This is a genomic window from Candidatus Poriferisodalis sp., from assembly GCF_965198245.1.
GTDB lineage: Bacteria > Actinomycetota > Acidimicrobiia > Acidimicrobiales > Poriferisodalaceae > Poriferisodalis.
On sequence record NZ_OZ240249.1, the window covers coordinates 3,885,927 to 3,898,964 of the forward strand.

At 65.6% G+C, this 13,038-nt stretch carries 12 protein-coding genes; 8 read left to right on the plus strand and 4 right to left on the minus strand.

Annotation, left to right across the window (positions count from 1 at the left end):
- Nucleotides 1–95: 95 nt before the first annotated feature.
- The 3 genes from ACOCMM_RS17300 to ACOCMM_RS17310 all read left to right on the plus strand — a co-directional run bounded on the left by ACOCMM_RS17300 (nt 96) and on the right by ACOCMM_RS17310 (nt 1,961).
- Nucleotides 96–314, plus strand: a complete 219-nt coding sequence (locus tag ACOCMM_RS17300) for an antitoxin (RefSeq protein WP_419554373.1) — start codon at nt 96–98, stop codon at nt 312–314.
- Nucleotides 305–727, plus strand: a complete 423-nt coding sequence (locus ACOCMM_RS17305; RefSeq protein ID WP_419554374.1) for a PIN domain nuclease — start codon at nt 305–307, stop codon at nt 725–727. Before ACOCMM_RS17300 ends, ACOCMM_RS17305 begins: the two co-directional genes overlap by 10 nt.
- Before the next feature lie 763 nt (nt 728–1,490).
- Nucleotides 1,491–1,961 carry an SRPBCC family protein gene (locus ACOCMM_RS17310; protein WP_419554375.1) on the plus strand — a complete coding sequence of 157 codons (471 nt, stop codon included), beginning with the start codon at nt 1,491–1,493 and terminating at the stop codon, nt 1,959–1,961.
- Between the two features lie 12 nt (nt 1,962–1,973).
- On the opposite strand, the gene ACOCMM_RS17315 is transcribed toward ACOCMM_RS17310, so the two are convergent.
- The 4 genes from ACOCMM_RS17315 to ACOCMM_RS17330 all read right to left on the minus strand — a co-directional run bounded on the left by ACOCMM_RS17315 (nt 1,974) and on the right by ACOCMM_RS17330 (nt 4,913).
- A complete protein-coding gene (locus ACOCMM_RS17315; RefSeq protein ID WP_419554376.1) occupies nt 1,974–2,165 on the minus strand; it encodes a hypothetical protein in 192 nt (63 codons plus the stop codon).
- Between the two features lie 22 nt (nt 2,166–2,187).
- Nucleotides 2,188–3,339: an amidohydrolase family protein gene (locus ACOCMM_RS17320; protein WP_419554377.1), complete on the minus strand. Its 1,152-nt coding sequence runs from the start codon at nt 3,337–3,339 to the stop codon at nt 2,188–2,190.
- A gap of 121 nt (nt 3,340–3,460) precedes the next feature.
- Nucleotides 3,461–4,243, minus strand: a complete 783-nt coding sequence (locus tag ACOCMM_RS17325; RefSeq protein ID WP_419554378.1) for an alpha/beta hydrolase — start codon at nt 4,241–4,243, stop codon at nt 3,461–3,463.
- Between the two features lie 10 nt (nt 4,244–4,253).
- Nucleotides 4,254–4,913 (minus strand): O-methyltransferase, encoded by a 660-nt coding sequence (locus ACOCMM_RS17330; protein ID WP_419554379.1) that lies wholly within the window; start codon nt 4,911–4,913, stop codon nt 4,254–4,256.
- A gap of 23 nt (nt 4,914–4,936) precedes the next feature.
- Here ACOCMM_RS17330 and ACOCMM_RS17335 point away from each other — a divergent pair, with 23 nt between their 5' ends.
- The 5 genes from ACOCMM_RS17335 (at nt 4,937) to ACOCMM_RS17355 (ending at nt 13,029) form a co-directional block, all read left to right on the plus strand.
- Nucleotides 4,937–6,154, plus strand: coding sequence for a hypothetical protein (locus tag ACOCMM_RS17335; RefSeq protein WP_419554380.1), 1,218 nt, complete (start codon nt 4,937–4,939; stop codon nt 6,152–6,154).
- Between the two features lie 77 nt (nt 6,155–6,231).
- A complete protein-coding gene (locus tag ACOCMM_RS17340) occupies nt 6,232–7,857 on the plus strand; it encodes an acyl-CoA carboxylase subunit beta (protein ID WP_419554381.1) in 1,626 nt (541 codons plus the stop codon).
- A gap of 82 nt (nt 7,858–7,939) precedes the next feature.
- Nucleotides 7,940–10,168, plus strand: coding sequence for an acetyl/propionyl/methylcrotonyl-CoA carboxylase subunit alpha (locus ACOCMM_RS17345; RefSeq protein WP_419554382.1), 2,229 nt, complete (start codon nt 7,940–7,942; stop codon nt 10,166–10,168).
- An 87-nt stretch (nt 10,169–10,255) separates the two neighbouring features.
- Nucleotides 10,256–11,872, plus strand: coding sequence for a SulP family inorganic anion transporter (locus ACOCMM_RS17350; protein WP_419554383.1), 1,617 nt, complete (start codon nt 10,256–10,258; stop codon nt 11,870–11,872).
- 83 nt (nt 11,873–11,955) lie between these two features.
- Nucleotides 11,956–13,029 (plus strand): alpha/beta hydrolase fold domain-containing protein, encoded by a 1,074-nt coding sequence (locus ACOCMM_RS17355; RefSeq protein WP_419554384.1) that lies wholly within the window; start codon nt 11,956–11,958, stop codon nt 13,027–13,029.
- The last annotated feature ends 9 nt before the right edge of the window (nt 13,030–13,038 follow it).

Genomic DNA, 13,038 nt, shown 5'->3' on the forward strand with positions numbered 1-13,038 from the left:
TGATGCAATACAGGGCGGTGCGGGTCCGGTGCGGGTGTCTTCGGGCAAGAGAAATTGCGATAGCGTGCGATATCCAAGGATGTGGGAGGAATCCAATGCCTGATATTCTGATACGAGACGTGCCCCCCCACGTTGTTGCGACCATCGACGCCAACGCCGAGCACCAAGGGCTTTCGCGCGCCGAATACTTGCGGCGAGTGCTCGCTCGCGAACGCGATCGACGCCAGCGGGTAACGCGAGAAGACTTTGAGCGTCTCGCCGAGATCTGCGCCGACGCTCTCGACCCAGACATCATGGCAGGCGCGTGGCGGTGACGGGATGGCTCGCTGACACCTCCGCGCTCATTCGGTTGCACAGCAGTCCACACACCGACGAGTGGGTATTGAGGTGCCATCACGGGCTGGTCCACATCTCGACTGTCACACGACTGGAAGTGGGCTTCTCCGCTCGCTCCGCCGATGATCACCGGCGAAGTCTCCAGCAGGTGCCAATTGCCGACATGCCCGTCGCATACCTGCGGCCCGCAATGGAGGACCGCGCCGTCGAAGTTCAGCTGCTGCTGGCCGAGCGGGGTCACCACCGAGCGCCGTCGGTTGCGGATCTGCTGCTCGCCGCGACGGCGGAGTTCGAGGGCTTGACGATCTTGCACGTCGACAAGGACTTCGAACTCATCGCAGAGGTCACCGACCAACCCGTCCAACGGCTTGCGATCGAACCGCCCCAGTGAGGTCAGGCGGATCCGGATGACCCGATCTCGTCGTCCATTGCCTCATCGAACGCTTCGGCAAGCCAACGCAGACGCTGCGCGACGACGCGCCCGGCAGCGGCCGGCACACACCGAACAGTAGTGCCTTCATCGTCCACGGACGCGAGCGCACTGAGCCACGGACCACCAAGCAGTTCAAGCGCTTCAACGATCTGAGCCTCACCGATCCTCGGTTCAGCATTCTCCTGACTCAAGTTGAAGTGCACGAGACCAGCGTCAGGTGGCTTGAAAGACGACGCGGCGTCTGACAGGCACGACCAGGGACCCTCAGCAAAGCGCTGACCGAGACAGCCGACGAGGCGGACCGCCGTCGAGCCCGGCCTCGGCGGTCACCCGAGAGGGCGAGCCACAGGCGCGATATCGGCGCTCCCAATGCACGCCGACAACGATCACGCAGAACCAAGACCCGCTGTCACCTGGTCACAACCAGCAAACTGCGCTCGGCCAACAGCGCAAAGGCGGCAAGCGAAAACGCCTGCTGACCTGCACAAACGCAAAATCTCGTCTGGAGCAAACGGCGATTTCGTGTGGAGCTGACTCACCGACAGGCACTTCGCAGCCGCCCGGCTGATCCGCTGCCGGTGCACCCCGCCACGACTAACACGACACTCGCGAGCATCGCAAGCCTGGCTTTTTCAAACCTGCTCATGTCTGATCTGAGCTTGTTTGACTTGATATTATCTACTGTTGATGTCGACTGGCGTGCCGGATTCGGAGCGTTTGAGTGGCTAGACATCGAACTGTCAGCGTCGAGCGGCTTATCAACGCACCAGCGGAGCGCATCTTTGATGTGCTGGCTGACCCCAGCCGACGCTGCGAGATCGACGGCTCGGGAACCCTCGTGCAAATGACCAGCTCGCAGGCCCGCCTGGCGCTCGGCAGCACGTTCTCGATGCGTGTGCGGGTCGGCGTCACCTACCCCACGAATAACCGGGTCCTCGAATTTGAGGAGAGCCGGTTGATCGAGTGGGCGCACTGGCAAGGGCAGCGCTGGCGCTACGAGCTTGAGCCTCAGGACGACGGCGGCACGCTGGTGCGCGAGACCTTCAACTGGGGGACGTCACGATGGCCACGCGTCGCCGAACTCTTCGGGGCGCACAAGAAGAATGTGCCGAACATGGAAGCCACGCTTGCGCGGCTGGCCGCACTCGTCGAGCCAGCAGCCGACGGCGACACGCAGCTTGACCCCAGTTGACCGAAGGCCTGCTCAGTCGGGCTCGATCACCCAGACGTCTCCATCGAGCGCACTCTCAAGCTGCCAATTGACGCTCGCCAGCGTGCGGTCGTCGGCGCGGCGAACCGGGACGGCCCCGTCGCAGTTGCGAGCCAGCCAGGTGTCGCGATGACGTACGGCCTTGGCGAACGCCTCGCTGTCGGGCGGTGGTCCGCCGTCGAGCACCCTGCGATCGTGCCCAACCGGGCTACGAGAGCCCCATGAAGCGGCGCGCGTTGGTGTAGACGACCTCGTTTCGCAGGCTGCTGACCTCGTTGTCGAAGCCTTCGAAGGTTTCGTTGAGCTCGGCGAGTGCGCCGGGGAACGTGCAGTCGTAATGCGGGTAGTCCGAGCCCCACACGACCGTGTGCGCCAAGCCCATGGCCGCAACCTGCTCGAACGCCTCGCCTTCGCCGGCCTCCATCGTCACGAAGCACTGCTCGGAGAAGATCTCGGTGGGGTCACGCTTCAGCCGCGGCACCAGGTGGCCCATGGCCTCCTTGTGCTCATCGAGACGGTCGAGCCAATACGGCAGCCAGCCCAGGCCCGACTCGAAGAAGCCCACCCTCAGCATGGGATGGTCGTCAAGCACGCCCGACGCCACCATCTCCATCACCGAGGCCATCTGCTCGAAGGGATGGCACACCATGTGGACGTAGAACTGATTCTCGTAGCGGGTCTTGGCGAAGCTCGGCATTCCCGAGCCGAAGCTGCCGTGGATGCCGACGGTGAGGTCGTGGTGCTCGGCGGCTGACCACACCCGATCCATCTCGGGCGAGAACAGCTCCAGCCCGCCGTAACGCTCGGGGCGGAAGGTAATCCCCGTCAGCCCTGCGTTGGCGACTTCCTCGATGATCTCTGCTGCGCCGTCAATCGACTGCAGCGGGCACACGCCCATGCCGAAGAGCCGGTTCGGGTCCTCCGAGCAGAAATCGGTCATCCAACGGTTATATGCACGGGCATTCTCCACAGCGACCTCGGGGTCGTTGATGTCACCGGAGATCAGCATGAGCGACGGGAACATGAGCGCTGCGTCGAGGCCCTCGTCGTCCATGACCGACAGGCGTGCTGCTGGGTCGTAGCTGCCCGGCACGATGTCGTTCCAGGTGACCTTGGTGCCGTACGCATGCGGGATGCACGCCGGCGCGATGCCGTTGCGCAGCTTCTTTCCTTCGGCGAACGCGGCGTCGGTGCCGTCGTCCAGGATCCGGCACTGCATGATCCGGTCGCGGAACTTCGGATCGGCGTATTCGGTCCACACCGACGGCGGCTCGGCGATGTGCGCATCCGCGTCGTACACCGGCACCTTGCCGTTCGCTGCAAGCGGCCCAAGTCCCTTGCGTGTCTGCGTCATGGCCATGTCACAGCCTCCCCGTTGCCCCAGTGAGCCCATTCTGCCCCACCCCCGCAATCGGCGCGGAACGACGCCGGGTCACCGCAGTTCGGGATGCCGCTCGGGAGCTGGAACTTCGAAGCAGCGATCAGTCGGCGTACAGCGCTCGAAGGCCGCGACTGACAGCCAGGCCGACGACAGTGTTGTGGTTCTCTCCGGGGAAGACGTGCCAGGTAAGGTCGATGTTGCGGTACCCGCGGGCCGAGAACTGGTCCCAGAACTTGGCTTGGGGCGAGTACTCGTCGGTCTCGTTCTCCCCCATCGACATGAACACCTTGACGTCCGGATCGCCGCCAGCAGCAGCGTGCTCGGCTTCGAGGCGGAACATGACCTCGTAGTCCCACCACACCGACGGGCTCGCAAGCAGGTAGCGAGCAAACATGTCCGGAGAGTTGAAGAGCACGTGAAGCCCGAACAGCGCCGTGAACGAGTGGCCGACGTAGGTGGTCTCGCCGACGTGGTACCGGTCTCGCAGCAGCGGCAGCACATCGCTGGCAAGCCACTGTCGAAACGGTTCGGCCCCACCCGTCTCAGCGGCAGGCGCCCGGATGCCGGTCATCGGCGGGGCCTCGGCCGGCGTCACCGTGTAGTCGATTGCCCGCAAGTCGAGCATCTCGCGCATGTCGGTGGTGTCGTGCGCGATGCCCGCGACCACGCAGCGGGGCGTCTCCCGGGACATCGACAGGATCCGGGTCGTGTCCACTGCGGTGCCGAAGGTCCATGGCGCGTCGCAACAGACAACGAGCGGGTACGGCCGGGAAGCGTCTGCCCGGTAACCCATCGGCAGCGCCACCCACAACTGGTAGGTCCGGTCGGCGTCGCGACGGTGGAGGATGTGGGTCTCGATGGGCCAAGCGGCCGAGTCACGCACGGCGGGGATGTTATTGGCGGCGCGTGATCATCGTCAGGCCGTCGCCGATGGGGAGCATCACGCTGCCCGCCCGGTCGTCCGCTGCGACGCGGTCGTTGAATGCCCGCATGGCTTCGGTGCCATCGTCGTCTCGGGCGGGATCGGCAACCGTTCCGCCCCACAGCACGTTGTCCACGAGAATCACGCCGCCCGGCGAGAGCCGGCCGAAGATCTCCTCGTAGTAGTCGATGTAGCTGGACTTGTCGGCGTCGATGAACGCCAAGTCGATTGGGGGTTCGGTCGGCAGGGCACGCAGCGTGTCCAGCGCCGGCCCGATGCGCAGGTCGATGCGATCAGCCACGCCTGCTCGCTCCCAGTAGCGGCGGGCGACCGAGGTCCACTCCTCGGAGACATCGCAGCAGATGAGCTCGGCACCCGGTTCAAGCGAACTCGCAACGCAGAGTGCTGAGTAGCCCGTGAACGTGCCCACCTCGACAGCGAGCCGGGGGCGCAACGCCGTCGTCAGCACGCTCATGAACGCCCCCTGCAGCGGGCTGATCTGCATGCCCGCGACCCGCCCAAGCGTTGCCGTCTCGGCAATCAGCTCCCGCTGGATCGCCGTGGGCTGCAGCGAGTGCGCGGCTGCGTATGACGCAACTCGATCTTCGACGAAGGCGCTCTGGCGAGACACGGCGACGAGGTTACGGTGCATCAATGAAGCGCTGCCATGCAATCGCTGGCCTCACTGCAATGGTCGCGCTCGGGGTTGCCTGCTCAAGCGTTCAGACCGAGATCGTCGCCGGCGGCCCAGGCCCCGACACCTCCGGCTCGACGCCTGACGTCGACGTCGCATCTGCAGACGATCGCTCGGATGAGTCGAACATCATCATTCTCGAAGGAACGCCGATCGAGGGCGCCGAATCGATGCCGCTGCGAGAATTGGTCCAGCGAGTACTCGGCTCTGATCCCGACTTGCCGTGGCTGGTGTACGACCCCGATGCGCCCTTGACACACGAAGCATGCGATCCCGAGCCGCCGCCCGACAGCGATCAACGCGAAGACCAAGAAGACCAACAAGACTCTGAAACGCTCACCGCCCCCGAAGGGGCGGTGCTGATCGCCTGCTACATGGCTGCGGATTTCGGCATTCCGCCATGGCAGGCACTGATTCAGATGGAACAAGAGGACCGCTCCGATGCCTTCACCTCGCGCTGGCGGGCGGAGTACCCCGACGAACTCGACGTGGCCTTCAACCTGACCGTGCGTTGGAACGGTGCCGTGCCGCCTGAAGTGCTGGCCGAAGCACGCGCAAGTGGTCTTCCGTTCCGATTCGAGCAATCGTCCACCGTCACTGCTGCAGAGATCCAGCGCGCTGCCGAGGAGATCTGGGAGACCCTGCAAGAGTTCGGCATACGCAATGTCGACTACGGGGGCTACGTCGTGACCCGGACGGTTGAGGCCCGCATTGGCCAGGCGTTCGTCGGCGGAGTGCCCATTGACCGTGAGGCCGTCGAAGCGGCCTTGCCCAGACGGCCAGGCATCACCTACGAGATCGAGTGGCTGCTCGATCCCGACGAGATTTCGCCGCCGGCGGTGGACCGTTTCGTTGTCGCATTCGTGCAGATGTCGACCGACAACTTGAATCGCAGCACTCTGCGCATCGGCGATGAGTGCATCTGGGCCGAGTACGGCGATGGGCCGACACAGCGGACGCTCGTGTTCCCCCACTCCGAGCGGCTCAGCTTCGATGCCTCAATCCCCGCCGTTGTGAACGACGAGCACGTGATGCGTGACGGAGACGAGATTGAGTTCGGCGGCAGCGCCGAGGGGCGCATCGACGATGTCGGCGATGACTTCCTCACTCTGCCCCACTCCACGTGCCCGCCGATATGGCACATTGCCACCGGGCCTTCGCCGTACACCGGCTGGTAGGCACTAGCGACTCGCTTCAAGCAGACTGCGAGGGTTCGCGTCTGCGTTCGCGCTGATTGCCTACACACGGGAGTCACATGCCGGTACTGCGATCTCACATCGACACTTCCGCCGAGTGGTTCACCCAGAACTGCGACGACATGCGCGAACAGCTCGTCGAGCTTGACGAATTGCAGCAGCAGGCCGCGGCGGGTGGCGGGCCCCGGGCCATGGCGCGCATGCGCAGCCGGGACAAGATGCCGGTCCGCGAGCGCGTCTCGATGCTGGTCGACCGTGACTCGCCGTTCTACGAGATCAGCTCGCTGGCCGGTTACTGCTCTAACTACGCAGTCGGCGGCGGGCTGGTGATGGGTATCGGTGTCGTGAACGGCGTCGAGTGCATGGTCGAAGGCAACGATCCGACGGTTCTGGGCGGCGCCATCACGGTGTTCGCCGGCCGCAAGATCATGCGAGCCATCGAGATCTCCCGCGACAACCGGATGCCGTACATCCAGTTCGTCGAATCGGCCGGCGGCGATCTGCGAGGCAACGACGACCCCGAACGGCAGATGCGCGAGCAAGAGAGTCACTTCGCGGAATCCGGCCGGCTGTTCTACGACGTGACCGAGCTGTCGAAGCTGAAGATTCCGTCGATCTCTGTGGTATTCGGCAGCTCCACGGCCGGCGGCGCCTACCAACCCGGGATGAGTGACTACAACATCTTCATCCGCAACCAGTCCAAGGTCTTCTTGGGCGGACCGCCGCTGGTGAAGATGGCGACCGGCGAGGACTCCGACGACGAGACGCTGGGCGGAGCGCAGATGCACGCCGAGATATCGGGCTTGGCCGACTACCTCGCCGAGGACGAAGCGGACGCCTTGCGTATCTGCCGGGAAGTGGTCTCGCACCTCAACTGGCGCAAGCTGGGTCCCGGCCCGAGCATGCCAGCCGACCCGCCGGTCCACGATCCCGAAGAGCTGCTCGGGCTGATGCCGCGGGACCTCCAAGCCATGATCGATTGCCGCGAGGTCATCGCCCGCATCACGGACGGCTCCCGCTTCGAGGAGTTCAAGTCGCGGTACGGCGCCACACTCATCTGCGGTTGGGCCTCCGTACACGGCTTCCCCGTCGGCATCATCGGCAACAACGGGCCGCTGTTCAGCGACAGCTCCGAGAAGGCCACCCAGTTCATCCAGCTCTGCAACCAGCAGGACATCCCGCTGCTGTTCCTGCAGAACATCACCGGCTACATGGTGGGCAAGGACTTCGAGCAGGGCGGCATCGTCAAGAACGGCTCGAAGATGATCAACGCCGTGTCCAACTCGATGGTGCCGCACATCACCGTGATCCTCGGCAACAGCTACGGGGCAGGGAACTACGGCATGTCGGGTCGGGCGTTCAACACCCGCTTCACGTACCTGTGGCCGACCGCCAAGATCGCCATCATGGGACCGAAGCAGATCGCCGGCGTCATGTCGATCGTGCGGCGAGGCCAGGCGATGCGCCGCGGCATCGAGTTCGACGAGGAAGCCGATCGCAAGATCACCGAGCAGGTCGAGCACTACCACGAACTGAAATCGCTCTCCGCCTACGCCAGCGGGCGAGTCACCGACGACGGCGTCATCGACCCGCGTGACACCCGCGATGTCGTGGCGATGTCGCTGTCGGCGTGTCACAACAACGAAGTGAAGGGCGCCGACGGCTTCGGCGTCTTCCGGATGTAGAGGCGGCTGGGATGAGCAAGCAACGACACCAACCGAAGACACCGCATCAACACGGGTCTTCCGGATGCAACGGCGGCGTGCGATGAACGAGAACACTCGAACACAGCAACGCCCGCTGCGGCGGCTGCTCGTTGCCAACCGGGGCGAGATCGCCCGCCGCGTCTTCCGCACTGCGAGCGCCATGGGCATCTCGACGGTCGCCGTGTATTCCGACGGCGACGCCGAAGCGCCGTTTGTCACCGATGCGGACCTGTCAGTGCCGCTCGGCGGGAGAACAGCGGCAGAGTCGTACCTGTCCATCGACAAGGTGATCGCTGCCGCACAGCGCAGCGGCGCCGATGCCGTGCATCCGGGCTACGGCTTCCTGTCGGAGAATGCCGACTTCGCCACGGCTGTCATCGACGCTGGGCTGATCTGGGTGGGGCCGCCCCCCGCGGCCATTGCGGCGATGGGCGACAAGCTGGCCGCCAAGGAGACAATGGTCGCCGCGGGCGTCCCGACGCTGCCGTCTGTCCCGGTGACCGAAGCGATGTCCCCCGACGACCTGGCTGCTGCGGCATCTGACGTCGGCTATCCCCTGCTGGTCAAGGCTTCGGCTGGGGGCGGCGGCAAGGGCATGCGCATCGTGGACTCGGCGAGCTCGCTCTCCGACGCCGTTGCGGCAGCACGCCGGGAAGCGGCCGGTGCGTTCGGCGACGACACGGTCTTCCTGGAGCGCTACCTGCCAGCACCGCGCCACGTCGAGATCCAGGTGCTGGGTGACACGCACGGGAACGTCGTGCACTGCTTCGAGCGGGAGTGCTCGATCCAGCGGCGGCATCAGAAAGTCATCGAAGAGGCACCGTCGCCGGCGGTGACACCGGCGCTGCGTGAGCGCATGGGTGCTGCTGCGGTCGCTGCCGTCAGCACGATTGGCTACCACTCGGCTGGGACCGTGGAGTTCCTGCTGGAAGGCAGCGGCGACGACGCCGAGTTCTGGTTCCTCGAGGTCAACGCCCGGCTGCAAGTCGAGCATCCGGTCACCGAGGAGATCACCGGTCTCGACCTGGTGCGTGAGCAGATCCGAATCGCTGCCGGGGCGCCTCTGGGCTACGCGCAGGCTGACTTGGCGATCGCAGGCCATGCCGTCGAGGCCCGCCTGTACGCGGAGGATCCCGCCAACGGATTCCTGCCCGCAACCGGCACTGTCGAGCTCTGGGCGCCGGCAAGCGAGCCGCAGGCGCGCTTCGATTCAGGCATCGAGATGGGTTCGGTGGTCGGGACAGAGTTCGATCCGATGCTCGCCAAGGTGGTCATGGCGGCGCCGACGCGTACCGAGGCTGCGCTGGGACTGGCATCGGCGCTCGACCGCACCCGGTTGGGCGGTGTTGTCACCAATCGCGATTTCCTCTCGGCGGTGCTGCGCAGCGACGAGTTTCTCGCCGGCGACACCACTACCGATTTCATCGACCGGACGGGGCTTGCCACCGACTCGCCGCCCTACCGCGGCCTGTTCTTGCATGCAGCGGCGTCGGCCGTGGCGCTGGTGTCGCAGGCCCGAAATCGTGAGCTGGCAACTGCGCTGGGCTTCATGACATCGGGGTACCGCAACAGCGTCATGCCCGACGAGGTGCTGCCGCTCACGGCTCTCGATCCGGCCGCGGGCGAGGTGGATGTGAGCGTGGCCTACCGGCGCCAGCGCGACGGCAGCTATCGGCTGCGCGTCGCGCCGCTGCGAGTCGACGCGCCGTATGCGCCACCAGAAGATGGCGAACCCCAATCGAACGACGGCGAGGCCGACGGGGACAGCGACGCCGACGACGACGGCGAGGGTGGCCTGCCGGACTCCAGCGAGTTCGTCGTGCGGCCCCACTCGATCCAGATCCACCCGATCGTGGACGACTTGGCTGGCGAGGTGATCGACGCACCCCCCGCCGAGCAATTCGATGCCGAACTCGACGTCACTGTGCTCAATTCCTTTGGCGGCGGGATGCGAGGCACCTGGCAGATCAGCCGTCGCGGTCACGACTGGTACGTCACTGGGCCGCTCACCGGTTCGGCGACATTGCGGGAGCGCTCTCGATTCCCCGACCCGGACGCCGAGGCTGTCGAGGGCGGGCTGGTCGCGCCGATGCCCGGCAAGGTGCTGATGGTCAATGTCTCCGAAGGAGACCGGGTGAGCGCGGGCCAGGCGCTGGTGGTGATGGAGGCCATGAAGATGGAGCACCAGATCACCGCACCGGCCGACGGCGAAGTGAGCGAGGTGCGCGCTGCTGTCGGCGATCAGGTCGACAACGGCGAACTGCTCGTCGTCATCACGGCAGACGAATAGCCGACGGGCATCCCAGTCGAAGAGCGCTGCCGTCCCGTCGAATAGCGTCATTCGGGTCGGCGTTCGAGGGGGTCACCCAGCACCGATATGCGCTACGACCTGCAGACGTTCCGGGGAGACCTGGCAGGCGGCCTGACAACCGCCGCGATCTCAATCACGCCTGCGGCGTCGTTCGGCATCGTCTCGGGGCTGGGCGCCGCAAGCGGGATCTACGGCGGCATCGCCGTCGGCCTCTTCGTCGGCATATTCCAGAGGGCGCGAGCCCAGATGGCAGCCACCAGCAGCGTCATGGCCGTCGCGATGGCAACGGTTATCGCAACGCACGCCGACTCGATGGCCGAAGCGTTCACCATCGCGATGCTCGCCGGCGTGTTCCAGATCATTCTGGGCGCACTGCGAATCGGCAGCTACATCTCGTACACGCCCTATTCCGTGACGGCCGGATTCACCTCCGGCATCGGGCTGATGATCGTCATCTCGATGGTCGGGTCTTTTCTCGGCGATCCGATCAAGATCACCAAACCTGTCGGCGCCATTCGAGCGTGGCCCGAAGCAATCGGCGCAGCGAACGCCAGCGCGCTGGCCATCGGCCTTTTCACGCTGGTCATCTCGCTGCTGTGGCCCAAGAAGCTGCACAAGCTGCTGCCGTCGACGCTCGCGGGACTGCTGTTCGGCACGCTGCTCAGCCTCGTCTGGCTCGACAATGTGCCGACGATCGAAGGCATCCCGACTGCCCTGCCCGAGATTCAGCGCCCCGTCGTATCGCTGGGCTTTCTGGCGAGCGCCGTCGTGCCGGCGCTTACCGTCGCTCTGCTCAGCACGGTACGCGGGCTGCTGTCTTCGCTCGCGGTCGACGCGCAAACCCGGACACAGCAAGATCCGGATCGAGGGCTGCTCAGCGTGGGAGCCGGAAACGTGGCAGCGGGGCTCATCGGGGGCCTTCCGGGCCACATGACGTTCGTACCGACGATGGTGGCTCACCGGCTTGGCGCACGGACGCCCGTCTCACCGGTGATCCGGGCGCTCACGCTCTTGGTGCTCGTGCTGGGGCTGGCTCGATACCTCGAGTACATCCCTCATGCCGCCATAGCGGGGATGCTCGTCGTGATCGGCTGGCAGCTCATCGACTGGCGGTTCCTCGCACGCCTCCATCGCCTCCAGCGCGAGCACCTCGTCATCATGCTGGCGACGCTCAGCGTCACCATGCTGGTCGACTTGGTGACAGCCGTCGCGGTCGGGCTGATCGTGGCCGGCATGATCGGCGCCCGCCAATTCGAGCGCCTCCAGCTCGACAGCGTCGTGTCGGTGCCGCTGCTCGACCAGATCTTCCTCCGCGACCACACGCCCGACACCCACGGCATCAGCCCCTACTCCGCACGCGTCGGCATCGTGAAACTGCGTGGCAGCTTCACTGTTGCGTCGTCGAGCAAGCTCATCCGCACCATCGGCGACGACATCGTCGGCCACGAAGTCGTCATCTTGGACTTCTCCGAGACCGACTACATCGACGACAGCGCCGCCCTGGTGATCGAGCAGCTCATCGACACGGCAGAGGCCGCGGATGCGACCTGCATCGTCATGGCCCTCGACGGCGCCCCCGCGGCGACCCTCGCCTCACTGGACGTTCTGCGCCAAGTCGGTGACGAGCACATCGTGGCAACCCTTGATGAAGCCCGCGAAGCGGCCCGGCAATTGCTTGACTAGACGCGACGCGTGGCAACAGGCCCTGGGACTACTGTCAGCGCGATCTGGGGGCGCCGTGCCGCCTGGTGGACAGGGGACCACTCATGGACGCAGCGCAAGTACACCGACCTGGACGGCTCGGCGACCCGGACATGACGCTGGGGACCGATCCGCGAGCCGATCGCCGGATGGTCGCCGTGATGGCCGAGCTCGGCCTCGACGGCCACGGCGAGCCCACGCCGATCAACGCCGACACGCCCATCGAGGGTCTCTATGCCTACTGCAACGAGGCCGAGCCGGGCTTCCAGATGATGTTCGACGTGCTCTATGCGGGCCTGCCGCCGATTGAGGGTGTCGAGCGGAACGACGTCACGATCACTGGGCCCGACGGCAACGAGATCGGCCTGTACATCCACCGTCCCGCCGGCGTCGACGCACCGCTGCCGTCCGTTTTCCACATTCACGGCGGCGGCATGGTGATCCTCACAGCAGCCGACGCCTCGTTCTGTCGTTGGCGGGACGAACTGGCCGCGCTTGGCCTCGTGGCCGTGGGCGTCGAGTACCGCAACGGCGGCGGTGCGCTTGGCAACCACCCGTTCCCGGCCGGCCTCAACGACTGCAGCACTGCGTTGCAGTGGGTCGCTGCCAACAAGGCCGACTTGGGCATTTCCACGATCACCGTCTCGGGCGAGTCTGGCGGCGGCAACCTGACGCTGGCGACCACGCTCAAGGCCAAGCGCGACGGCTATCTCGAGATCATCGACGGCGTGTTCGCTCAGTGCCCATACATCTCGGGCATGTACGCGAATCCGCCCGCCGACCTGCCGTCGCTGCACGAGAATGACCTGTACTTCCTGGGCTGCGAGAACCTGGGCGCCCTCGCGAAGGTGTACGACCCGTCCGGTGAGAATGCGACAAATCCGCTCGCGTGGCCAGTGCACGTCAGCGTCGAGGAGCTGGAGGGCATGCCCCCGCACGTCATCTCGGTGAACGAGCTCGACCCGCTGCGAGATGAGGGCCTGACGTACTACCGCAAGCTGACCGCTGCAGGCAATACGGCAGTTGCCCGGACGCTGAACGGCACCTGCCACGCGGGCGATGTCATCTTCCGCGGCGCCCTGCCGGACGTGTACGCCTCAACCGCCGCTGCGCTGCGCGCCTTCGCCTATTCGGTGTAGCTGTCTCGC